General features: G+C 65.2%; 20 protein-coding genes. 4 read left to right on the forward strand and 16 right to left on the reverse strand.

Features of this window, described 5'->3' with window-relative positions:
* Positions 1 to 25: 25 nt before the first annotated feature.
* The 3 genes from glpK to GC088_RS08070 form a co-directional block, all read right to left on the reverse strand.
* Positions 26 to 1,540: a glycerol kinase GlpK gene (glpK, locus tag GC088_RS08060; RefSeq protein ID WP_323958505.1), complete on the reverse strand. Its 1,515-nt coding sequence runs from the start codon at positions 1,538 to 1,540 to the stop codon at positions 26 to 28.
* A gap of 38 nt (positions 1,541 to 1,578) precedes the next feature.
* Complete coding sequence (locus GC088_RS08065; RefSeq protein WP_323958506.1) at positions 1,579 to 2,322, reverse strand: MIP/aquaporin family protein; 744 nt, start codon at positions 2,320 to 2,322, stop codon at positions 1,579 to 1,581.
* 134 nt (positions 2,323 to 2,456) lie between these two features.
* Entirely contained in the window at positions 2,457 to 4,193 is a 1,737-nt protein-coding gene (locus GC088_RS08070) for a glycerol-3-phosphate dehydrogenase/oxidase (RefSeq protein WP_416377443.1), read from the reverse strand.
* 211 nt (positions 4,194 to 4,404) lie between these two features.
* Here GC088_RS08070 and GC088_RS08075 point away from each other — a divergent pair, with 211 nt between their 5' ends.
* Genes GC088_RS08075 through GC088_RS08090 form a run of 4 tightly spaced genes read left to right on the forward strand, consistent with a single transcriptional unit; the run spans position 4,405 to position 8,199 of the window.
* The gene (locus GC088_RS08075; RefSeq protein ID WP_323962005.1) at positions 4,405 to 5,316 is read left to right on the forward strand and encodes a sugar-binding transcriptional regulator; all 912 of its coding nucleotides are present in this window, start codon (positions 4,405 to 4,407) and stop codon (positions 5,314 to 5,316) included.
* A gap of 54 nt (positions 5,317 to 5,370) precedes the next feature.
* On the forward strand, positions 5,371 to 6,207 hold the full coding sequence (locus GC088_RS08080) for an aldo/keto reductase (protein WP_323958507.1): 837 nt from the start codon (positions 5,371 to 5,373) through the stop codon (positions 6,205 to 6,207).
* Between the two features lies 1 nt (position 6,208).
* Positions 6,209 to 7,090, forward strand: coding sequence for an alpha/beta fold hydrolase (locus tag GC088_RS08085; RefSeq protein ID WP_416377444.1), 882 nt, complete (start codon positions 6,209 to 6,211; stop codon positions 7,088 to 7,090).
* Positions 7,087 to 8,199, forward strand: a complete 1,113-nt coding sequence (locus GC088_RS08090; protein WP_323958509.1) for a glycosyltransferase family 4 protein — start codon at positions 7,087 to 7,089, stop codon at positions 8,197 to 8,199. The genes GC088_RS08085 and GC088_RS08090 overlap by 4 nt, the downstream gene beginning before the upstream one ends.
* Here the strand turns inward: GC088_RS08090 and GC088_RS08095 are convergent.
* From GC088_RS08095 to pyrR, 13 genes are all read right to left on the reverse strand, one after another.
* Entirely contained in the window at positions 8,196 to 10,304 is a 2,109-nt protein-coding gene (locus GC088_RS08095; RefSeq protein WP_323958510.1) for a primosomal protein N', read from the reverse strand. The two genes, GC088_RS08090 and GC088_RS08095, sit on opposite strands and share 4 nt — an antisense overlap.
* A 15-nt stretch (positions 10,305 to 10,319) precedes the next feature.
* Positions 10,320 to 11,546, reverse strand: a complete 1,227-nt coding sequence (metK, locus tag GC088_RS08100; protein WP_323958511.1) for a methionine adenosyltransferase — start codon at positions 11,544 to 11,546, stop codon at positions 10,320 to 10,322.
* A 35-nt stretch (positions 11,547 to 11,581) separates the two neighbouring features.
* Positions 11,582 to 12,811 (reverse strand): bifunctional phosphopantothenoylcysteine decarboxylase/phosphopantothenate--cysteine ligase CoaBC, encoded by a 1,230-nt coding sequence (coaBC, locus tag GC088_RS08105; protein WP_323958512.1) that lies wholly within the window; start codon positions 12,809 to 12,811, stop codon positions 11,582 to 11,584.
* A 25-nt stretch (positions 12,812 to 12,836) separates the two neighbouring features.
* On the reverse strand, positions 12,837 to 13,097 hold the full coding sequence (gene rpoZ / locus GC088_RS08110) for a DNA-directed RNA polymerase subunit omega (RefSeq protein ID WP_026544007.1): 261 nt from the start codon (positions 13,095 to 13,097) through the stop codon (positions 12,837 to 12,839).
* A 40-nt stretch (positions 13,098 to 13,137) separates the two neighbouring features.
* Entirely contained in the window at positions 13,138 to 13,707 is a 570-nt protein-coding gene (gmk, locus tag GC088_RS08115) for a guanylate kinase (protein WP_323958513.1), read from the reverse strand.
* 14 nt (positions 13,708 to 13,721) lie between these two features.
* Positions 13,722 to 14,057 (reverse strand): integration host factor, actinobacterial type, encoded by a 336-nt coding sequence (gene mihF / locus GC088_RS08120; protein ID WP_323958514.1) that lies wholly within the window; start codon positions 14,055 to 14,057, stop codon positions 13,722 to 13,724.
* Positions 14,058 to 14,157: 100 nt separating this feature from the next.
* A complete protein-coding gene (pyrF, locus tag GC088_RS08125; RefSeq protein WP_323958515.1) occupies positions 14,158 to 15,006 on the reverse strand; it encodes an orotidine-5'-phosphate decarboxylase in 849 nt (282 codons plus the stop codon).
* Positions 15,007 to 18,318 carry a carbamoyl-phosphate synthase large subunit gene (gene carB / locus GC088_RS08130; protein ID WP_323958516.1) on the reverse strand — a complete coding sequence of 1,104 codons (3,312 nt, stop codon included), beginning with the start codon at positions 18,316 to 18,318 and terminating at the stop codon, positions 15,007 to 15,009.
* The gene (carA, locus tag GC088_RS08135) at positions 18,319 to 19,569 is read right to left on the reverse strand and encodes a glutamine-hydrolyzing carbamoyl-phosphate synthase small subunit (RefSeq protein ID WP_416377530.1); all 1,251 of its coding nucleotides are present in this window, start codon (positions 19,567 to 19,569) and stop codon (positions 18,319 to 18,321) included.
* Entirely contained in the window at positions 19,560 to 20,090 is a 531-nt protein-coding gene (locus tag GC088_RS08140) for a PH-like domain-containing protein (RefSeq protein ID WP_323958518.1), read from the reverse strand. Before GC088_RS08140 ends, carA begins: the two co-directional genes overlap by 10 nt.
* A complete protein-coding gene (locus GC088_RS08145; RefSeq protein ID WP_323958519.1) occupies positions 20,081 to 21,412 on the reverse strand; it encodes a dihydroorotase in 1,332 nt (443 codons plus the stop codon). The genes GC088_RS08140 and GC088_RS08145 overlap by 10 nt, the downstream gene beginning before the upstream one ends.
* Entirely contained in the window at positions 21,409 to 22,407 is a 999-nt protein-coding gene (locus tag GC088_RS08150; RefSeq protein ID WP_323958520.1) for an aspartate carbamoyltransferase catalytic subunit, read from the reverse strand. Before GC088_RS08150 ends, GC088_RS08145 begins: the two co-directional genes overlap by 4 nt.
* The gene (gene pyrR, locus GC088_RS08155) at positions 22,404 to 22,979 is read right to left on the reverse strand and encodes a bifunctional pyr operon transcriptional regulator/uracil phosphoribosyltransferase PyrR (protein ID WP_323958521.1); all 576 of its coding nucleotides are present in this window, start codon (positions 22,977 to 22,979) and stop codon (positions 22,404 to 22,406) included. The genes GC088_RS08150 and pyrR overlap by 4 nt, the downstream gene beginning before the upstream one ends.
* Positions 22,980 to 23,041 lie beyond the last annotated feature (62 nt).

Below are 23,041 nucleotides of genomic sequence, written 5' to 3' on the forward strand. Positions count from 1 at the left end.
CGCCCGCTCGATGTCGTTTTGACCGTTAGCGGACGTCCTCGTCAACCCAGTCGAAGGTCTTCGTGACGGCCTTCTTCCAGTTGCGCAACTGGCGGTCGCGCTCGGCTTCATCCAGCTCCGGCGTCCACCGCTTGTCCTCGGACCAGTTGGCCGCCAGCTCGCCCGTGTCCTTCCAGAAGCCCACCGCGAGACCTGCGGCGTAGGCCGCGCCCAGCGCGGTGGTTTCCGTAACCTTCGGGCGGATGACCGGAATGCCCAGGATGTCGGCCTGGAACTGCATCAGCGCGTCGTTGGCGACCATGCCGCCGTCCACGCGCAGGTCCTCCATGCTGACGCCGGAATCGGCGTTGGCCGCGTCCAGGACTTCCCGAGTCTGGAAGGCCGTGGCCTCCAGCGCGGCCCGGGCGATATGGCCCTTGTTCACGAACCGGGTGAGGCCGACAATCGCGCCGCGGGCGTCGGATCGCCAATAGGGTGCAAACAGACCAGAGAAGGCCGGAACAATGTAGACGCCGCCGTTGTCCTCAACCGTGTCGGCCAGCTGCTCCACCTCAGGCGCAGTCCGGATCAGACCGAGATTGTCCCGGAGCCACTGGATCAGTGAACCCGTGACCGCGATGGACCCCTCAAGGGCGTACACCGGCTTCGCGTCGCCCAGCTTGTAGCAAACTGTCGTCAGCAGCCCGTTCTTCGAGTGGACAATTTCCTCGCCGGTGTTCACGATCATGAAGTTGCCGGTGCCGTAGGTGTTCTTGGCGCCGCCCTTCTCGAAAGCGGCCTGGCCGAAGGTCGCAGCCTGCTGATCCCCGAGGATGCCTGCGACCGGCACCTCGCGGAGCAGTTGGGAGCCGTGCACGTTGCCGTACACCTCGGACGAGGACCGGATTTCGGGCATCATGGAAGCCGGAACGCCGAATACGTCCAGGATGGACGAGTCCCAGCTTAGTGTCTCGAGGTCCATGAACAGGGTGCGCGAGGCGTTGGTGACGTCGGTGATATGCACCCCTCCGTCCGTGCCACCGGTGAGGTTCCAGGTGACCCAGGAGTCCGTGTTGCCGAACAGGAGGTCGCCGGCCTCCGCCTTTTCACGGGCGCCGTCGACGTTGTCAAGGATCCACTTGATCTTCGTTCCGGAGAAGTAGGTGGCGAGCGGCAGGCCGACCTTTTCCTTGAACCGCTCGACGCCGCCGTCGGCCGCGAGTTCGTCGACGATCGGTTGGGTGCGGGTGTCCTGCCAGACGATGGCGTTGTAGACCGGCTTCCCGGTGTTCTTGTCCCAGACGACTGCGGTTTCCCGCTGGTTTGTGATGCCGACGGCAGCGATGTCGTGTCGGGTCAGGTTCGCCTTCGAGAGGGCGTTGCCGATTACCTCACGGGTGTTGTCCCAGATCTCGATGGGGTTGTGCTCCACCCAGCCCGGCTTGGGGAAGATCTGCTCGTGCTCCTTCTGGCCCGAGGAGACGATGTTTCCCTGATGGTCGAACACGATTGCGCGGCTGGAGGTGGTGCCCTGGTCAATGGCTATTACGTACTGCGGCATTTACTGCTCCTCATTGAGTGGTGTTGTGCGGATCAGGGTCAGGCGGGTGTCGGGAAAGTGATCAGCATGGCTACGAGGCCGGCCAGCAGGCCGCCGATGATCGGTCCCACCACGGGGACCCAGGCGTAGCCCCAGTCACTGCTGCCCTTGCCTCGGATGGGCAGGAATGCGTGGGCAATGCGCGGGCCAAGATCGCGGTTGGGGTTGATCGCGTAGCCGGTGGGCCCGCCGAGAGAGGCACCGATCCCGACGACGAGGAGTGCAACCGCCAGGGGGCCGAGCCCCGAAGGAGTGGACGCGAAGGAAAGGATTACGAGCACAAGCACGAAAGTGCCGATGATCTCGGTGACGAGGTTCCACGCACTCGAACGGATCGCGGGACCGGTGGAGAAGACGCCCAGCTTATTGGCCGGATCCGGTTCCTCGTCGAAGTGCTGCTTGTAGGCAAGCCAGCAGCCGACGGCGCCGAGGATGGATCCGAGCATCTGTGCTGCAAGGTAGGCGAGGGCGTTGACAAGGTTCTTGTCGACGCCCGGCGCGAACTCTTCCGTGTTGCCGTTTGCCCAGAGACCGACCGTGACGGCGAAATTGAGGTGGGCTCCTGACAGCGCCGCTACATATACGCCGGCAAAGACCGCGAGGCCCCAACCGAAGTTGACCATCAGGAAGCCGCCGTTGTTTCCCTTGGTTCCGGCCAACGCAACGTTGGCCACAACCCCGGTACCTAGCAACAGCAGCAAAAAGGTGCCGAGCGTTTCGGCGACGAACACTTCCAGAGACATCTTTGACTCCTCCTATATTCAACTGTGGGCCAGTCGGCCCCGGCGCCGTGATGGTCGCGGCACCGTGTTACTCCCCCGGCGAAAGTGCTGCCGTTGGTTCCAGCCACAACGGGTGGGCTGGAGGTTGGAAAGGCTTACGCGACCAGACTACGCACGCTCACCCTGTGATCTTCCTGCAGCACCCGGCGCGTGTTCTCGATCTCCTGCCGGCGATCGGACTCCGACCATGCAAGGTGTGCGCCCAGAACCTCTGCCAGTTCCTCGACCAGTTCGGCACTGACGAGGCCGTTGAACGCCAAGGCCGTCCGTCGGATGAGAACGTCGGGGATGTGCTGCACCTGTTCGTGGCGCACCATGTACTCAAGTTCCCGGGCGGTCACCTCAAGGGTTGAGGACAGGGCTGTGTCGCTGCCCGCAGCAAGGAATGCCGCCACGTCGGCTGAGCGGGTGCCATAGCGTGCCAACAAGCGGTGCATCTGCTCGGCCGGCAATCCTGCCCGGTTCGCCTCGATCCAGGAGGTGAGTTCATCCGCCTGTTGCGGGAAGTTCCTTCCGCCGCCGATCGGCAGGGATGCAGTTGACGTCGTCCTGCTGCGCTGGAGCAGCGTGAGGACTTCGTCGGCAAGGTGTTCAGACAGGGCCCGGAAAGTGGTCCACTTGCCTCCCACCAGGCTCAGGGTCGGACGCCCGGCTGTTGAGCCGTGCTCGATGCGGTAGTCACGCGACACAAAACCCGGCTGGGTGTCGTCATGTCGGGGCAGGGGCCGCACGCCGGAGAAGGTGTAGACGATATCCTCCCGATCCACGCGGACCTTCGGGAAGACGTGGTGGATGAGCTCGAAGAAGTAGTCGATCTCCGCGTCCGTACAGACCGCCTGCGTCTCCATATCGGTATCGATGTCCGTCGTTCCGACCAGCACACGCTCCCCCATTGGGTAGATGAGCACGATCCTGCCGTCCGAATGCTCGAAGAAGATCTCCCGACCGTCGCAGGCGGCAAGCAGTTCGGGGTGGTCCAGCACGATGTGCGAACCTTTGGTGCCGCCCATGAACCGGCTCGCATTGCCCAATGCGCTGTTGGTTCCGTCCACCCAGGCGCCGGTGGCATTGACGACGACGTCGGCCTTGACCGTGAAGACGTCACCGGTCAGCTCGTCCCGGAGAACAACGCCCTCGGCATTGCTGCCCACCGCGCTCACATAGTTCACCGCGCGGGAACGCGGATTCGCCGAGAGCCCGTCCTGAAGGACATCGAGGGTGAGCCGCTCCGGGTTGTGCACGGAGGCATCGAAGTAGGTTGCCGTGTACTTCACATCCTGGCGAAGGCTGGGCAGTTGGGCGAGGGATGCCTTGCGCCCGACGAAACGATGGCGGGGAACGGTACCACCCGCTCTCGAGAACGCGTCGTACAGTGTCAGTCCGGCCTTGATCAAGACCGCGCCGCGTTCCTTCGGAGCACCGCTTCGGTGCGTCAGGAACCGCAGCGGCGCAGTGAGGATGCCGGAGAAAGTACTGAAGATGGGGATAGTGGTCTGGAGCGGCTTGACGTAATGGGGTGCCAGCTTAAGGAGCGCGTTCCGTTCGATCACGGACTCGCGCACGAGACGGAACTCGCCGTTTTCGAGGTAGCGGATCCCGCCGTGGATCATGTGGGACGACGCCCCGGAAGCGCCCTGGCAGTAGTCACCCCGTTCGACGAGCGTGACGTCCACGCCCTGGAGGGACAAATCACGGAAGGTACCAACACCGTTGATCCCGCCTCCGATGATCAGTACGGATGTTGTTGGGGAATCCTTCAGCTGCTGCACGCTGCCGCGGGTCGGGCGATTCTGTTCAGCCGACGCCGGCGTCGGCTCGTTGGTGTTCCTCACTGGCTGCTGAACTCCTTGGTGGTGGCGGTTTCGAAAGCTCGAACCTATTCTTTTGAGCGCTGGGAATAGTCGTCAATGCCAATGCACAAATGTGCACGAGCGGTCAGGATGTGTCGTGAATACCCCACCCCGAGGACCCCGCTACCGCACGGATGCCACAACACCCGATCCCGCGCCGCCGCGCAGCCGCGATGCGTTGCGGGCGGCGCAGATGTACTACCTGCAGGACCTGACCATGAACGCCATCGCCCGGGAACTACGCACCTCCAGGTCCACAGTGTCCCGCCTGCTGTCCATGGCGAGAGACACCGGCCTGGTGCAGATCCAGATCAACAATCCCCTGGACCGGGCACCCGCTCTCGAACGTGAGATCCAGAGCCGCTACGGAGTGGACGCCCATGTGGTTCCCGTGACGGATCTGGTGAGCGATTCGGACGTGCTCGAGAGGGTGGCCATCCAGGCGGCCCGGACTATAGGGCCCCTGGTCGACTCCAACGCGATCATCGGCGTCGCATGGGGTTCCACTGTCAGCGCCGTGAGCCACCACCTGACGCGCAAAACCACCCACGACAGCACAATTGTGCAGCTCAACGGCGCAGGCAACACCCAGACCACCGGCATCACCTATGCCAGTGACATCCTGCGGAGATTCGGGACCGCCTATGGAGCCCGGGTTGAACAGTTCCCAGTTCCCGCATTCTTCGATCACGCCGAGACGAAGACCGCCATGTGGGCCGAACGAAGCGTGAAGCGTATCCTCGACCTCCAGGAACGGATGACCATGGCCATTTTCGGCGTGGGTTCCACAGGGTCCGGCATACCCAGCCATGTCTACGCGGGCGGCTATCTGGATGAGGAGGACCTTCGAACCCTCCGGGACAGCGACGTGGTCGGGGACGTCGCAACCGTCTTCTTCCGGGCAGACGGGTCCCATAGCGACATCGTGCTGAACGAACGAAGCACCGGTCCCGACCTGGACCTGCTGGCACGTGTGGGCCGACGGATCTGTGTGGTGTCCGGGGAGACAAAGATCAACGGGCTGCGCGGGGCATTGGCGGCCTCCCTGGTCACTGACCTGATCCTCGACGAACGCTCTGCGAGGATGCTGGTCCGGGAGGTGTGAGGCGACGCGCGCCGTCGGCACGCATGGCCCACCGTCGCTCGGTAGAGTCGTCGTATGCAGAAACCTGACAAGGTGTCCTTCTCCAACGGCGTCCAGATGGACCGGCTCGGCTTCGGTCTGTACAAGGTCCCTGCGGACGATGCGCACGGACTGTGCACGCTTGCCCTCGAAGCGGGCTACCGTTTGCTGGACACCGCTGCGCTCTATGGCAACGAGGAGGGCGTCGGCCGGGCGGTTCGGGACGCAGTCAGCTCTGGGCAGGTGGAGCGCGGTGATGTCTTTGTCACCTCCAAGCTGTGGAATGACCGTCACGGTTACCGGTCCACTCTCGAGGCTTTCGATGAGTCATTGAAGCGGCTTGGACTCGATTACCTGGATCTGTACCTGATTCACTGGCCCTGCCCCGGCCAGGATCTGTACGTGGAATCGTGGCGCGCGCTTGAGGAGCTGTACCACAGCGGCCGGGTCCGGGCGATCGGCGTCTCCAACTTCCAGCGGCATCACCTCGAGAAGCTGCTGGCCGAAACCGAGGTGGTGCCCGCACTCAACCAGATCGAACTGCATCCGCTCCTGCAGCAGCACTCGCTGCGCGCATTCAATGCCGAGCATGGCATCATCACGCAGGCTTGGAGTCCTCTCGGCCGTGGGAAGGTCCTGACCAATCCGATCATCACCCATATCGCCGCTAAGCATTCACGCTCGGCCGCCCAGGTCATCCTGCAGTGGCATCTCCAGCTCGGCGGCACCGCGGTGGCCAAGGCCAGCAGCCAGGAACGCATAGCGGAGAACCTCAGGATCGGGAACTTCACGCTCGACACCGTTGATATGACGGCAATCTCCCAGCTCAACTCGGACACCCGAATCGGGTCCCACCCCGATCTGGTCAACTGAGATGGTGCTGCTTGAACGCACCGCGTCGGTGCGGACGCTCCACCTCGACGGCGGGCTGGGGCGGTTCTGGGACTTCCCTGCGCTGCTGCCGGATTCGGATGCACCGCCGCTGTTCATGGTGCACGGTTTCCGGGGGGACCATCATGGCCTCCTGCGGATCGTCGAAGCCCTTCCCGCCCACCGGGTGATCGTCCCCGACCTCCCCGGCTTCGGTCAGTCCGATCCGCTTGAGGGTGCGCACGACGTCGCGGCCTACTCCGATTTCGTGCTTCAGGGAGTGCGTCAGCTTCAGCTTGGTGCCGACACCGTGCTCGTCGGGCACTCATTCGGGTCCATTATCGCTGCCCGCAGCGCGGCCGACTCCCCCGGCACATTCGCTGCTCTTGTGCTGATCAATCCAATCAGCGCTCCGGCGCTGGAGGGTTCAAGCAGGATCGCCACCCGCCTCGCCGAACTGTATTACCGCGCCGGTGCTGCCTTACCCGAGCGGCTGGGTCTCGCTCTACTCCAGAACAGGATGATTGTCCGCGGAATGAGCGAACTCATGGCCAAGACGCGGGAACCGGCCCTGCGTCGCTGGATTCACGAGCAGCACAGGCGCTACTTCAGCGCCTTTGCTTCCCGCGACGTCGTTCTGGAGGCTTTCCGCGCCTCCATCGGGGCCACGGTCAGGGACTTCGCGGCGCGGCTGCGCCTCCCGGTTCTGCTGGTTGCGGCGGAAAGGGACGACCTGGGATCGGTGGAAACGCAGCGTGTGCTAGCCGATCTCATACCGGACTCCAGGCTCGTGGTGCTTCCCGACGTCGGTCACCTCATCCACTACGAGACACCGGACCAGGCGGCAAAGCACATCACCGAATTTTTGGAGGAGAAGACTCGGTGAGAGTACTGATCGACGCGAGGTTCACGCGCACCGACCACCACGACGGCATCAGCCGCTATGGCGCAAGTCTTATCGAGGCGCTCGCCGCGCGAGCCGAAGTGACCATGCTGGTCTCAGACACCCGCCAGCTGGCTCTGCTCCCCGACGTTCCATACCGGCTTATCAACAGTCCGCTCTCCCCCGCGGAACTCTTCGTAGCCCGGAGGCTGAACGGGCTCCGTGCGGATGCTGTCTTCTGCCCCATGCAGACCATGGGCAGCCTTGGCCGCAGGTACCCGCTGGTCCTGACCCTGCACGACCTGATCTACTACCAGAACCGCACCCCACCCGGTTTCCTGCCACTCCCGGTTCGCCTGCTGTGGCGGCTGTACCACCTCGCCTACTGGCCGCAGCGGCTGCTCCTCAACCGGGCGGACGTCGTCGTAACCATCTCCGAGACAACCCGCAGCCTCATGCAGCGGCACAGGCTCACGCGCCGTCCAATCCGCATAGTCGGAAACGCTCCCCAGCCCGGATCCGCAGTCCGCGACCCCCAGGCGCCGGTCGAGAAAACACTGGTTTACATGGGGTCATTCATGCCCTACAAGAATGTGGAGACCGTGCTTGCCGGGATGGCGGGGCTACCCGACTACACCCTGCACCTCCTGAGCAGGATAACTCCGCAGCGGAAGCGTGAACTGGAGGATCTTGTGCCCGCCGGCGCCCGTGTCGTCTTCCACAACGGGGTCAGCGATGACGAATACGCGCTGATGCTGCGCTCGGCTACGGCATTGGTAACGCTATCCCGCGCCGAGGGGTACGGCCTGCCTGTGATCGAGGCGATGGCGCTGGGCACCCCGGTCATAGCAGCGGATACCCCGATTTTCCGCGAAGTCGGCGGAACGGCTGCGCTCTATGCGGATCCTGACTCCCCGGAGGATTTCACGCGGGCCGTCCGTACACTCGACGATCCCGCCGGGTGGAAGGAACGCTCAGCCGCCGGTCTGGCCCAGGCGGCCACCTATTCGTGGGACAAGTCCGCGGATTCGCTGCTGGAGGCATTGGAAGAGGCAGCTGCCCTGCATGCAGCCTCCCGCAATGCCCGAACCAAACGGGCGCAGAACCGCTAGAGCACATCCACCGCGTCGACGCGGACATGAACGGGTTCAGACGTCCGTTTCGCCGAAAGGGCGGCCTTGCGCGCGCGCAGCGCGCCCACCACATCCGCAGCGTCACGGTAGCGGAAGAACACCAGTGTGCGATGTGAAAGCGCCACGGACTGCTGGCCCGGTCGGTCGAGCGGTGGTCCGGCCTGCTGCGGAACCGCCGTGGGCCCCACTACCCTGCACGACGGCGGGAGCTGCAGAGCGCCGACGAAGGCCGACAGAGCCTCCAGGGACCCGGTCAGTACCGCGTAGCGCATGGCCGGGGGCAGGCCCAGCTCCGAGCGCAACGCGAGTTCGCGTGCTGCGGCGCCTGCAGGGTCCCAGCGGACCAGGTGCCCGGCTGCGGTGTCGTCGTCGGCAGTCACCACCACCACACCACCCTCCGACGCCGGCCGGGCCAGCATGGCCGCGCCGAACCAGCGTTGAAGCGTCGCCTCCTGGGCACGCAGGGACATCCGCCCGAGCAGGGCGTTCCCGTCCAGAAGGAGAACGGCCGCGTAGCCGGAGGGCGCCACCGGTTCAGCGCCCGGCGTTGCGACGACCACCCGCGGCGAGTCGTCGACCGAATCGAGAATATGCTCACCCGCTGAGGAGACAACAACGGCGCCGGGAAAAGCGCGGCCCAGCTCTTCCGCCGTTCGCGCCGCACCGCTCACTGTCGCCCGCAGGCGCCTGCCGCCGCAGTTCCGGCACTGCCACGAGTGCTCCGGCCGGGCGCACCAGCGGCAGGTGATGGCAGAGCCGCGGCTGGACTGCGCCAGCGGTCCGGCGCAGTGCCTACAGCGTGCCGGCTCGCGGCACTCAGTGCAGGCCAGAGCAGGCGAGAAACCCGTCCGTGCCACCTGAATCAGGACCGGTCCACGCTCCAGGCCGTCGCGTGCAGCCCGCCAGGCCACCGGCGGGATCCGTACCTGCCGGGTCAACGGCTCGCGATCGGTGTGGAAGGTGTCTGCTGAGTGAAGCACACGGGGCGTCAGCCGTCGTACGGTCGACCGGTCAGCCGCGAGCGGCAGTGCCCACCCGCTGTCCACGAGTCGCTGCGCCTCCACGCTGCGCGACGATGACGCAAGCAGGGCGCCGCAGTTCTGCTGTTCGCTGCGAAGCAGCAACACTTCCCGGGCGTGCTGATAGGGGGCGCGCGGTTCGCTATGTGAATCATCGGCGTCGTCCCAAAGGCAGACCAGGCCCAGCTCGCGCACCGGTGCGTAAGCAGCCGAGCGGGTTCCCACCGCAACCCGAACCTGGCCGTGCAGGAGCTTCAGGAAATTCCGGTACCGCGGCGTAGGTCCGTCTTCAGCGGTGAGCCGCACGAAGGCACCAGGACCGATCCGCTCGGCCAGTGCGGCCTCTACCCGCGCCAGGTCCCGCTGGTCAGGAACAACGACGACGGCGCCGCGGCCTGCCGTCCAGACCGTACCTACCGCCTCGGCGATCTCCTGCGGCCAGCCCTGCTGGCCATAGCCGCCCAGCGTGGTCAGTACCGCGCGCGGAGACTCACCGGCAGCAAGCCGCGACAGGAAAGCCTCGCCGTGGTCGTATCTGCTGAACAGTGACCGACCGGCAGTTGCCAGCGCAGACGTAGGGGCCGTGCCGGCCTCCACCTGCGCGTCCTCGAGGACCGACGCTTTGCCTGCTTCGTACTCCTTGTCGACCCGCGCCACCCTCGGAGGAATCGCGTTACGCAGCACGTCACTGGTGGATCCCGCGTAGCGGGCGGCCACTGCAGCAGAAAGCGCCAGCACCTCACGGGAAGCTACCGGCTGGCGCGATACCACTTTGGCGAGCGGCTGCAGGTTTGCAGGGCTATCGGAGTTTTCCCGGCGCTCGGCGATGAAACCGGCGTACTCCTGCCCCGCGAACCGGACCTTGACCCGTGCGCCGGGAACGGCGTCGTCGTCGAAGTCCGACGGGACGAGGTAATCGAACGGGCGGTCGAGGTGCGGCAGGGGCGAATCCAGGATCACCCGGGCCACGGGCAGCCGCGCGGCGGCCGGTGTAGTGCCGCGCGGCGCGACCGGCGGCGCAAAGCCCTGGAGCAGCGAAAGCTGCACAGCGTCGTCGGAACCCATTCCCGGAGGCGGTGCCTACGCGTTGAAGTAGCTCTTGAGTTCGTCCGTGCGGTCGGTGAGCTCCCAGTTGAAGCCCTCGCCCTCGCGACCGAAGTGCCCGTGAGCGGCTGTCTTCTGGTAGATGGGCCGCAGCAGGTCGAGCGAATTGATGATGGCCAGCGGGCGAAGGTCGAAGATCTGGTTGATGGCCGAGCCAATGGCCAGCGGGTCCACCTGCTCCGTCCCGAAGGTCTCGACGTAGATACCGACGGGCTGCGCCATGCCGATGGCGTAGGCAATCTGGATTTCCGCGCGGCGGGCAAGACCGGCCGCGACAACGTTCTTGGCAACCCACCGCATGGCGTAGGCCGCCGAACGGTCAACCTTCGACGGGTCCTTCCCGCTGAAGGCGCCGCCTCCGTGGCGCGCCATGCCGCCGTAGGTGTCCACGATGATCTTCCGGCCGGTGAGGCCGGCGTCGCCCACCGGGCCGCCGATCACGAACTCGCCACCGGGGTTCAGGATGTGCCGCACATCGGAGGTATCGAGGTGGGACGTAGCCAGGACCGGATTGATGACGTGCTCCACCAGGTCGCCGCGGAGGGTGCCGAGATCAACCCCGTGCGCGTGCTGGGACGAGATCACCACCGAGTCGACGCTGACCGGGACATCGCCGTCGTAGCCAACCGTGACCTGGGTCTTGCCGTCAGGGCGGAGGTACGGAAGCGTACCGTTCTTCCGCACGTCGGTGAGCTGCTCCGACAGGCGGTGGGCCAGCCAGATGGGCGTGGGCATGAGCACGGGGGTCTCGTCGCTGGCGTAGCCGAACATGATTCCCTGGTCGCCGGCGCCCTGCGCATCGTAGGGGTCCGAACTGGTTCCCTCACGCGTCTCGAGCGAACGGAAAACACCGGAAGCGATCTCCGGGGACTGCTGCCCTATGGATACGGAGACGCCGCACCGGGCACCGTCGAAACCGTTGGCAGAGGAGTCATACCCGATGCCGAGGATGGTCTCACGGACAATCTCCGGAATTTCAACGTAGGCATCGGTGGTGACCTCACCGGCCACATGGACCAGTCCGGTGGTCACGAGCGTCTCCACCGCAACACGCGAATGAGGGTCTGCCGCCAGCAGGGCGTCGAGGATTCCGTCGCTGATCTGATCGCAGATCTTGTCCGGGTGGCCCTCCGTTACCGATTCCGACGTGAAGAGTCGCAAGGAACCGGGCGAGGTGGAAGTGCGCGCATGGGGTGAATTCACGTGAATACTCTACTTTGTTGAGCGGGTGGAACGGATCAGTTGGAGGCGCCCAGGGACGCCGCGATCCGGGCGAGGACCACCTTGGCGACCTCGCTCTTGCTGCCCGCGGCGGTCTCCGGTTCAGCGCCGCCGGCGTCGAGGATGGTCACCTCTGTGGTGTCCTGGCCGAAGACCAGGCTTCTTCCCACCCGGTTGAGCACCAGCAGGTCACAGCCCTTGCGCTTCAGCTTGCGCTCCCCGTGGGCAAGCGGCGTGCCCTCGTCGTCTCCGGTCTCGGCCGCGAAGCCCACAATGACGGCAGGGCCGCCCAGGTTCCGGCGCTGTTCCACCGCTTCAGCGAGGATGTCGGGATTGCGTTCCAGAACGATGACGGGGTTCTCGCCGTCGTCACGTTTCTTCACCTTCGTGTCTGAAACCGACTGCGCACGGAAGTCAGCCACAGCTGCCGCCATGATCAGTACGTCGCAGTCCCGTGCCTGTTGCAGCGTTGCCTCCCGCAGCTCCAAAGCGGTTTCGACGACGGTCAGGTCCACTCCGGCTGGTGGCGGTACTTCGAGGTGGGCAGCGATGAACCGCACGGAGGCTCCTGCGCTGAGCGCGGCTTCGGCGAGGGCTACGCCCTGCTTGCCGGATGAGCGGTTGCCGAGGAAACGCACCGGATCGAGGGGCTCACGCGTTCCACCGGCCGTGATGGTAATGGTCCGTCCGGACAGGGAGCCGTGCGCGGGGAACGTCGTGGAAGGTTCAGCCGCCCTCAGCGCGGCAGCGAAGATTTCCTCGGGTTCCGGCAGGCGCCCGGGTCCGCTGTCGGCGCCGGTGAGCCGTCCGACAGCAGGCTCAAGCACAACCGCCCCGCGTTCACGAAGGAGGGCGACATTCGCCTGGGTTGCCGGATGCAGCCACATCTCGGTGTGCATGGCAGGGGCGAACAGGACCGGCGCGCGCGAAACCAGGAGTGTTCCGGTCAGGAGGTCATTGGCCATCCCCGAAGCGGCACGGGCCAGCAGGTCCGCCGTTGCGGGAGCTATGACAACGAGATCGGCTTCCTGCCCCAGGCGCACATGACGCACCTGGTCCACGGCGTCGAACACGCTGTTGCTGATCGGGTTCCCGGACAGCGCCTCCCACGTTGCCGTCCCGACGAATTGCCGTGAAGCCTCGGTGGGGATGACGGTAACGCTATGGCCGGCCTCGGTGAACAAACGCAGGAGGGACGCCACCTTATAGGCGGCAATCCCTCCTCCAACTCCCAGGACGATGCGCACGTGGGGCTCCGTCGAGTATCCGGACCTACTCCGAAGCCTCAGCAGGGGCGGCGACGAGCATGCCCTCATTGATCTCGCGCAGTGCGATGGACAAAGGCTTCTCGTTCAGCTTGGTCTCGACCAGCGGACCGACGTACTCGAACAGGCCCTCATGCAGCTGCGAGTAGTAGGCATTGATCTGGCGGGCGCGCTTTGCACCGTAGATAACCAGCGCATACTTCGAGTCCGATGCTTCCAGCAGGGAATCGATCGGCGGGTTGATGATGCCTTCGGGCTGAGTTGACACAAAATCTCCAATAGTCGCTGGGCCGGCGGATGTACGTTGCCTAATGCGTATGCGCAACAAGGCCCATCAGTGAAACAAGCTCATCTGCTGCCCGCTGGATGTTGTCATTGACGACCGTGTGGTCGAATTCCGGCTCGGCAGCAAGTTCCAGTTTAGCGGTTTCGAGGCGCTGCTGCTGCTCCTGGGGCGTTTCAGTGCCGCGTCCCACCAGTCGCCGCACCATTTCCTCCCAGCTTGGAGGCGCCAGGAACACGAAATTTGCCTCCGGCATACTCTTCTTCACCTGTCGCGCGCCCTGCAGATCTATCTCCAAAAGGACGGACTTTCCCTCTGCCATTGCCGCATCCACGGTGCGCCGTAGCGTGCCGTATCTGTTGCGCCCGTGCACCACTGCCCATTCGAGCATCTGCCCGGTTGCCACGAGGTCATCGAACTCTTCAGCCGAGACGAAGTAGTAGTGCACGCCGTCGACCTCGCCCGGCCGCGGCGCACGCGTGGTGGCGGAGACGGACAGCCACACTTCCGGGTAGTTGTCGCGTATGTAGGTGGAAACTGTGCCTTTGCCCACGGCCGTGGGTCCCGCAAGCACGGTCAGCCGCGGCTGATTCACAAGTACTTCCTTCTCTAGTGGCGATTACTCGCCTGGTGGTGCATCAAATGTTCGACAAGCGCCTTGCGCTGGTGGACGCCAAGGCCCCGCACGCGCCGGGTCGGCGCAATCCCTACAGCCTCCATGATCCCCGCTGCCCGCTTCTCCCCTACTCCGGGCAGAGCCTTCAGGAGATCCAGAACGCGCAACCTTCCGATTGCGTCCTCGTGCGGAGAGCCATTGATGACCTCGCCCACAGTGAGCTGTCCCGACTTCAATCGCGATTTGAGTTCCGCCCGGGCGGCCCGTGCCGCCGTCGCTTTTTCCCGTGCGAGTGTGCGTTCACTATCGGTGAGAGGCTTCAGGCTCACTCGTGCTCCCTTGGCAGTTTGAAACCGTCGGCCAGACGCCGGCAGTCGCGACTCTGAGGATTGGGCTTGCACTGAACCTATCTGCTCAGTCGGGCGAAAATCAATCTGCTTCCGGACGTATGTCCCGGTCCTCGCCAAGCACTCGATGGGTCTCTGAGATCGCTCCTCGCAGCCCCTCGATCGAGGGCCCTGCGCGCAGGATTTCCCTGCTCGAGGTGGGCAGGACAACGCCCGAAGCACCGGCAAACGTCTCCGCGAGTTCGCGCCGTCCGGCACCCTGCGCGCCGACGCCCGGCGCGAGAATCGGCCCGTTCAGGATGTTCAGTCCGATACCGAGACGCTGGACCGCCGCACCCACGGTAGCCCCGACAACCAACCCGACCGAGCCCGGGGTTCCGTCCTGGTTCTCGGCCGCCGCCGCCTCGACGATGGCCTTCGCCACCGAGTTCTCGCCGCCCACGTGCTGCACAGAGGCTCCCTCCGGGTTGGAGGTGAGGGCCAACACGAAGATTCCCCGCCCATATTCCCGCGCCATGTCCAGGGCCGGACGCAGCGACTCGAACCCGAGGTAGGGACTGAGAGTCACTGCGTCCGCTGCCAGTGCGGATCCGTCGCGGAGCCAGGCGTCGGCGTAACCGGCCATGGTCGAACCGATATCGCCGCGCTTGGCGTCGGCGATCGTCAGGACGCCCCGGTCGGCGCTGTCGGCCAGCAGACCCTCGAGGACCGCTATCCCGCGCGATCCGTGCCGCTCGTAAAGCGCTACCTGCGGTTTAATGACCGCTGCGTTGCCCGTGACAGCCTCGAGCGCCGTGGCAGAGAACCGTTCGAGGCTCGCCGGAGTGTCAGGCAGACCCCACGCCTCGAGCAGCGCCGGATGGGGATCGATCCCCACACACAAGGTTCCCAGCTGCCCGACGGCGGCGGCCAGCCGTTCACCGAAGGTCACCTAGGCCCCAACCTGCGCGGCGACGGCTTCACCCCGGATGGCCCGGGCGTGGTCCTGGAGGCTGGTCACCGACCACTGGTAGGTCCGCAGCGCCTCGATCGCCTGGACCGCGGCGTTGAACTCGGCGACCGTGGTGATGCAGGGAATCCCGATGGAGGTGGCTGCGGCCCGCAGTTCGTAGCCGTCGCTGCGCGCTTCCCCACCCGACGGCGTGTTGAAGACCATGTCGATCTCGCCGGCGACCACCAGGTCGGCGATGGTTCCTTCGCCTTCGGAGCTGCTGCCTTCGGCCACCTTGCGCACCGGCGTGGCCTGGATGCCGTTGCGGCGCAGGACGTCGGCGGTTCCGCCGGTCGAGACGATCTCGAAGCCCAGGTCCGAAAGCCGCTTCACGCCCATGATGATGGAGCGCTTGTCCCGGTTGGCAACCGAAACGAAGATCTTGCCCTGGGTGGGCAGCGCGTTGTTGGCAGCGGCCTGGCTCTTGGCAAAGGCGGTGTCAAAGTGCTTGTCGATGCCCATGACCTCGCCCGTTGAACGCATCTCCGGGCCGAGCAGTGAGTCGACGACGGTTCCCTCCGGGGTACGGAACCGGCTGAACGGCAGGACCGCTTCCTTCACTGACACCGGTGCGCTAAGAGGCAACCGCGAACCGTCACCGGTCTCCGGCAGCATCTTGTAAGCGGTCCGCAGCTGGTGGATCGTGACGCCGGTACCGATGAGCGCGGCTGCTTTTGCCATCTGCACTCCCGTAGCCTTCGAAACGAAGGGCACGGTGCGCGAGGCACGGGGGTTGGCCTCAAGCACGTAGAGCACGTCGGAAGCCAGCGCGAACTGGATGTTGATCAGGCCCCGCACGCCCACACCCTCCGCAATAGCGTGGGTGGCCGCACGCACCCGCTCGAGCACGTCGGTGCCGAGCGTGATCGGCGGCAGTACGCAGGCGGAGTCGCCGGAATGGATGCCGGCTTCCTCGATGTGCTCCATGATGCCGCCCAGGTAGAGGTCCTTGCCGTCGTACAGGGCATCGACGTCGATCTCCACCGCATCCTCGAGGAACCGGTCGATCAGTACCGGGTGGTCCGGGGTGATCTCCGTTGCATTGGAGATGTAGCGGGAGAGGTTGGCCTCGTCGTAGACGATCTCCATTCCGCGGCCGCCCAGCACGTAGGACGGGCGGACCAGCACGGGGTAGCCGATCTCGTCGGCGATGGCCCGGGCGTCCTCGAAGGAGACAGCGGTTCCGTTCTTGGGAGCGATCAGCCCCGCCTCATCGAGCACCCGCGCGAACTCGCCGCGGTGCTCAGCAAGGTCGATGGCCTCGGGCGAAGTGCCCAGCACCGGGATACCGGCGTCAGCGAGTTCCTTGGCGAGCTTCAGCGGAGTCTGTCCGCCCAACTGGACAAAGACGCCCATGACGCCGCCGGTGCGCTCCTCCGCCGCAATGACCTCAAGCACGTCCTCCAGCGTGAGGGGCTCGAAGTAGAGGCGCGTGGAGACGTCATAGTCCGTCGACACCGTCTCGGGGTTGCAGTTGACCATCACTGTCTCGTAGCCGGCCTTGCGCAGCGCCATGGTGGCGTGCACGCAGGAGTAGTCGAACTCGATGCCCTGCCCGATGCGGTTGGGTCCGGAACCCAGGATGATGATGGACGGCTTCGCGTGCAGCTCCACTTCGTCTTCCTCGTCGTAGGACGAGTAGTGGTACGGGGTGTAAGCCGCGAATTCCGCTGCACAGGTGTCCACGGTCTTGAAGACGGGCCGAATGCCGAGCGCATGGCGGACGCCTCGCACAACCGCCTCTGGGGTATGCGTCAGCAGACCGATCTGCTCGTCGGAGAACCCGTGGCGCTTGGCCAGTTGCAGGGTTTCAGGCGTGATGCCCTCGGACCGGACCGTGCCTGCTACCTCGTTGAGGAGTACCAGTTGATCCAGGAACCAGGGGTCGATTCCCGTGGCCTCGTAGAGGTCCTCGACGGACGCACCGCCCAGCAGGGCACGCTGCACCTGGGAAAGACGCTGGGTGCTCGGCCGCTTCGCGGCTTCGATCAGCTCGGGCACCTCGAAGTCGTTGACGGAGTCGAACGACAACTGGGAGCCCTTTTGCTCCAATGAGCGCAGCGCCTTCTGCAGAGCCTCGGTGAAGTTGCGGCCCATGGCCATGGCCTCGCCGACGGACTTCATGGTGGTGGTCAGGGTGGGGTCAGCGGCCGGGAACTTCTCGAAGGCAAACCGCGGCACCTTCACGACCACGTAGTCGAGCGTCGGCTCGAACGACGCCGGGGTCTTGCGCGTGATGTCGTTCGGAATTTCATCCAGGGTGTACCCGAGCGACAGCTTCGTGGCGATCTTCGCAATCGCGAAGCCCGTTGCCTTGGATGCGAGGGCTGAGGAACGGGATACGCGCGGATTCATCTCGATGACGACGACGCGGCCCGTGTCCGGTTCGACGGCGAACTGGATGTTGCAGCCACCGGTGTCCACTCCAACCTCACGGATCACGGCGATCGAGATGTCACGCAGCCGCTGGTACTCCCGGTCGGTCAGGGTCAGGGCCGGTGCCACGGTGATGGAGTCACCGGTGTGAACACCCACCGGATCAAAGTTCTCGATGGAACAGACGACAACGACGTTGTCGTTCTTGTCCCGCATCATCTCCAGCTCGTATTCCTTCCACCCGAGGATGCTTTCCTCGAGCAGCACCTCGCTGGTGGGGCTGTACTGGAGGCCCTGGCCGACAATGCGCCGGAGGTCCTCTTCGTTGTAGGCCAGGCCCGAGCCGAGCCCGCCCATGGTGAAGGACGGACGTACCACCATGGGGTAGCCGAGCTCGCCGGCAGCGTCCAATGCGGCGTCGAGCGTGTTGATGATGCGGGAACGGGCCGATTCGGCTCCGCAGCGCTCAACAACGCCCTTGAACTTTTCCCGGTCCTCGCCAAGTTCGATAGCGGCGATGTTGGCACCGATGAGCTCGACGCCGTACTTCGCCAGCACGCCGTTCTTGTCGAGGGCGATGGCGGTGTTCAGCGCGGTCTGGCCACCCAGGGTGGGCAGGATCGCGTCGGGACGTTCCTTCTCGATGATCTTTTCGACCACCTCGGGGGTGATCGGCTCCACGTAGGTCGCATCGGCGAACTCGGGGTCGGTCATGATCGTGGCCGGGTTCGAGTTGACCAGGATGACGCGGAGACCTTCCTCCTTCAGCACGCGCAGCGCCTGGGTGCCGGAGTAGTCGAACTCAGCGGCCTGGCCGATGACGATGGGTCCCGATCCGATGACCAGGACGGAGTTGAGATCGGTTCTGCGGGGCATCTAGTTTTCTTCCTGCGCGGGGGTGAGAGCTTTGGAGACGTCTGTTGCATCAGGCTCGGGAGAGCCTTCGCCGGAACGGGATGCGTCCGTCATGAGGTCGATGAACCTGTCGAACAGGTAGGCGGAGTCGTGCGGGCCGGCGGCCGCCTCCGGGTGGTACTGGACCGAGAAGGCAGGCAGGTCCAGGCATGCGAGGCCCTCAACGACGTCGTCGTTCAGGCTCACATGGCTCACTTCGACGCGGCCGAACCGCGCCTCCGGAGCGGGAACGGGCCCGTCGAGCGGAGCATCGACGGCGAAGCCGTGGTTCTGGCTGGTGATCTCGACCTTGCCCGTCCGGCGGTCAAGAACGGGCTGGTTGATGCCGCGGTGACCGTAGCGGAGTTTGTAGGTTCCGAAGCCGAGCGCCCGGCCAAGGATCTGGTTGCCGAAGCAGATTCCGAAGAACGGCTTCCGTGCATCCAGCACGCGGCGGAGCAGCGCCACCTGGGCATCGGCGGTGGCCGGATCGCCCGGGCCGTTGGACATGAACACGCCGTCGGCACCTACCGCCTCGACGTCGTCGTACGTGGCATCCGCCGGCAGCACCACGGTGCGCACACCGCGCTGGGCGAAGTGCTTCGGCGTCATCGCCTTGATGCCGAGATCAAGGGCGGCAACCGTGAACCGGGGCTCGCCCTCCCAGCCGTGATCGGCAGGCTCCACCACGTAGCGGGAGTCGATGCTGACCTCCTCGGCAAGGCGGGAACCCTCCATGCTGCGCTGCGAGGTCACCTCGTGCAGCAGCTCGGCGTCGCTGCGGCCTGCAGCCTCGCCCGAGAAGATGCCGGCTTTCATCGCGCCGCGTTCGCGCAGGTGCCGCGTGATCGCACGGGTGTCCACGCCCTGGATGCCGATGACGCCCTGCTCGGCGAGCTCTTCGTCAAGGCTCTTCTCCGACCGCCAGTTGGAGGGCCGACGGGCAGGATCGCGCACGATGTAGCCGGCAACCCAGATACGGCGGGACTCGGCGTCATCGCGGTTCACGCCGGTGTTGCCGATGTGCGGGGCGGTCTGCACCACGAGCTGCCGCGCATAGGAGGGATCGGTGATTGTCTCCTGGTAGCCGGTCATGCCGGTAGCGAAAACTGCCTCGCCGAGCGCCGTCCCCTGCGCGCCGTAGCTCCTGCCGCGGAAGGTCCGACCGTCCTCAAGGACCAGAACCGCCTTGGTGCCGACTCCTGTTGCTCCCGGGTGTGTTGTCACTGTGATTCCTTGCCTGTGGGATTGGTGGAGGTTTCGGGGTTCTCGATCAGTGCGCTGATCGCCGCCAGCAGCTGCGGCTTGTCCGCGGCGTACCTGGTCCGGAAGCCCGTGTCTAAAGTTTGTGAATCCAGCGTCCAGGAGACAACGAGCAGCCCGTCCTTCTCGACGAACTTCCCCGCCATCCCCCGTTCCAACCGGACGTTCAGGAGATTCTGCCTTGCGATGTACACCTCGGTGTCCCCTGCCCGGTCGAACAGGAGCCCGTGCGCATAGACCGCTGCTGTGGCTGTTGCCTTGTTGCCGAGGCGGTGGGCGGAGACGCGGTCAAGCCAGTCTCCTCCGGTTGTGGTGACCACATACTGACCCTCTGCCGCATAGAGCGGGGCTCCCCGATCTTCCGGTGCGGCCGGTGGCGCATCGATGGCCCGCTGCCGCTTCAGCCGGTTGCGCCAGCCGAGAGCCATCAGGCCGACCAGCACCAGAACCGCCGCCAGTGCAATTACGACGGCGGTAGTTGCTACGTCCACGCTGGATCACCTTGCGATTCGGGATGGGGTGCGTTCAGCCGGCCTTCCAGGACCGTGGGGTGCCCGGCGTAGAAGGTGGCGACGACGGCGCCCGGGAGTTCGAGGCCTGCGAAGGGGCTGTTACGACCCTTGGTAGCCATCTTATTGGGATCGACGGTCCACCGCGCCGCGGGGTCTACCAGTGTGAGATTTGCCATCTCCCCGGCTTCAATCCGTCCGCCCTGCGACTCGACACGGCCGATGCGCGCCGGCAGGACCGAGGTGGCTTCGGCGAACCGCGCCCAGTCCATCAGGCCTGTCTCGATCATGGTGTGCTGCACCACCGACAGCGCAGTTTCCAAGCCGGTCATGCCCATGGCGGCCTGTGCCCACTCGCACTCCTTGTGCTCGCTGGGGTGGGGCGCATGGTCGGTTCCGACCACGTCGATCGTGCCGTCGGCGAGGGCTTCGCGCAGCGCGGTGACGTCGTCGTTGGTGCGCAGGGGCGGGTTCACCTTGTAGACCGGGTTCCACGAGCGGACCAGTTCGTCAGTAAGCAGCAGGTGGTGGGGAGTAACTTCCGCAGTCACGTTGACGCCGCGCTGCTTTGCCCAGCGGATGATCTCGACGGACCCGGCCGTTGACACGTGGCAGACGTGGAGGCGCGATCCAACATGCTGCGCCAGAAGCACGTCGCGGGCGATGATGCTTTCCTCGGCTACCGCGGGCCAGCCGGCGAGGCCGAGCACAGCAGACACTGCGCCCTCATTCATCTGAGCGCCTTCGGTGAGGCGAGGTTCCTGCGCGTGCTGGGCTACGACGCCGTCGAAAGCCTTCACGTACTCGAGCGCGCGCCGCATCAGGACAGGGTCCGAGACGCAAATGCCGTCATCGGAGAAAACACGGACAGCGGCACGGGACCGGGCCATAGCGCCGAGCTCGGCCAGCCTTTCGCCGGCCAAGCCTACGGTCACAGCGCCGACCGGACGCACATCAACCCAACCCGAACGGCGGCCCAGCGCGTGCACCTGCTCCACGACGCCGGCGGTGTCTGCGACGGGAGAGCTGTTGGCCATGGCGTGCACAGCGGTGTAGCCGCCCAGCGCGGCCGCCCGAGTGCCGGTCTCGACCGTTTCAGCGTCTTCCCGCCCGGGCTCGCGGAGGTGGGTGTGAATGTCCACCATGCCCGGCAGGAGGATCAATCCGTCTGCGTCAAGCACCTCGGCTCCGACTGCCGACAGGTTTCGGCCACGGTCAACTATCCGGCCGTCGGACACCAGAACGTCAACGCCTGCTTCGCCCGAGGCAACGGTGGCGCCCCTGATCAGATATGTGGTGCTCATACGGTTGCCTCCTGGGCATGGGTGGGCTGGGTGGACTCTTCACCGGATAGCAGCAGATAGAGAGCGGCCATGCGAACGGAGACGCCGTTACGGACCTGGGCAAGCACCGTGGAGCGCGGCGAATCGGCGGCGGCCGAGGATATCTCCAAACCGCGGTTCATCGGTCCCGGGTGCATGATGATCGTGTCCTTGCCCGCGGATGCCTCGAGTGCAGCGAGCCGGTCGTCGTCGAAACCCCAGGTACGGGTGTACTCCCGCGTGGAGGGAAAGAACGCGGCGTTCATCCGTTCCCCCTGGACCCTGAGCATCATGACGGCATGCGGCGCCTTGGCGAGCACGTCGTCCAGGTCGAAACTCACGTTGCACGGCCACTGCTCGATGCCGACGGGAAGCAGGGTGGGCGGAGCCACCAGCGTCACTTCCGCGCCGAGAGTGGTCAGCAGCCACAGGTTGGAGCGAGCAACGCGTGAGTGCAGGACGTCGCCCACAATCGCGATGCGAAGGCCTCGCAGGTCGGCACCAAGGGACGGCAGGCCGGCCAGTTTCGACCAGTGGCGGCGCAGCGTGAAAGCATCCAGCAGGGCCTGCGTCGGATGCTCATGGGTCCCGTCGCCGGCGTTGATGACCGCGGCATCGATCCAGCCGGAAGCGGCAAGCCTCGCCGGCGCGCCGGAGGCCCAGTGCCGGATGACGACGGCGTCGGCGCTCATTGCCTCAAGGGTCTGCGCCGTGTCCTTGAGGGACTCCCCCTTCGAAACCGAGGAGCCCTTGGCAGCGAAGTTTATGACGTCGGCGGAAAGCCTCTTCGCAGCCGCCTCGAAGGAGATCCGGGTTCGCGTGGAGTCTTCGAAGAAAAGGTTGACTACTGTTCGGCCCCGGAGCGCCGGCAGCTTCTTGACTTCCCGCTCACCGACCGCAGACATTTCCTCGGCTGTATCCAGAATGCGGATGGCATCGATACTGGAGAGCGTTTCCGTTGACAGCAGGTGTCTCATGCCGGCCCCTCGATTACTACTTCATCGACCGAGTCGATCTCGTTGATGCGGACCCGGACCTTCTCAGCGGAGGAAGTGGGCAGGTTCTTGCCGACGTGGTCCGCACGGATCGGGAGCTCACGGTGTCCGCGGTCCACCAGTACGGCTAGGCGGACAATGCGTGGTCGGCCAAGGTCCACGATCGCATCAAGCGCAGCGCGGATGGTGCGGCCTGAGTACAGCACGTCGTCCACCAGAACAACAACCTTGTTGTCGATGCCGGAAGCCGGCAGTTTGGTGGGGCCTGGCGGCCGGGTGGGATGCTTCCGCAGATCGTCCCGAAACATGGTCACATCAAGGCGTCCGACAATCTCTTCCGGGTTCACGGCCGCATCCGTGCGCCAGATCTTGCGGGCTAGCCGCTGCGCGAGCGGGAAGCCGCGGCGCGGGATTCCAAGGAGAACGAGATCATCCGAGCCCTTGTTGGCTTCGATAATCTCATGGGCGATCCGGGTCAGGGCCCGGTCGATATCCGCTTCACCGAGAACGGTGCGGGACACGGATGCTCCGGTTTGGGAGCTGGGTACACTCATTGAACGCGTCATCCTTCTCCGCCTCACAGGACGGCTCTTAAAGGGTTGGCTGCGTTTCCCAA

It is taken from the genome of Arthrobacter sp. JZ12 (genome assembly GCF_035189165.1).
Lineage (GTDB): Bacteria > Actinomycetota > Actinomycetes > Actinomycetales > Micrococcaceae > Arthrobacter_D.

Excerpts from the sequence above, each read along its gene's own strand:
- GC088_RS08075 (WP_323962005.1), top strand. The coding sequence starts at position 4,405 with ATGTACTACCTGCAGGACCTGACCATGAACGCCATCGCCCGGGAACTA.
- carB (WP_323958516.1), bottom strand. The coding sequence starts at position 18,318 with ATGCCCCGCAGAACCGATCTCAACTCCGTCCTGGTCATCGGATCGGGA.
- GC088_RS08065 (WP_323958506.1), bottom strand. The coding sequence starts at position 2,322 with ATGTCTCTGGAAGTGTTCGTCGCCGAAACGCTCGGCACCTTTTTGCTG.
- pyrR (WP_323958521.1), bottom strand. The coding sequence starts at position 22,979 with ATGAGTGTACCCAGCTCCCAAACCGGAGCATCCGTGTCCCGCACCGTT.
- GC088_RS08145 (WP_323958519.1), bottom strand. The coding sequence starts at position 21,412 with ATGAGCACCACATATCTGATCAGGGGCGCCACCGTTGCCTCGGGCGAA.
- GC088_RS08080 (WP_323958507.1), top strand. The coding sequence starts at position 5,371 with ATGCAGAAACCTGACAAGGTGTCCTTCTCCAACGGCGTCCAGATGGAC.
- GC088_RS08150 (WP_323958520.1), bottom strand. The coding sequence starts at position 22,407 with ATGAGACACCTGCTGTCAACGGAAACGCTCTCCAGTATCGATGCCATC.
- GC088_RS08095 (WP_323958510.1), bottom strand. The coding sequence starts at position 10,304 with ATGGGTTCCGACGACGCTGTGCAGCTTTCGCTGCTCCAGGGCTTTGCG.
- glpK (WP_323958505.1), bottom strand. The coding sequence starts at position 1,540 with ATGCCGCAGTACGTAATAGCCATTGACCAGGGCACCACCTCCAGCCGC.
- GC088_RS08085 (WP_416377444.1), top strand. The coding sequence starts at position 6,209 with ATGGTGCTGCTTGAACGCACCGCGTCGGTGCGGACGCTCCACCTCGAC.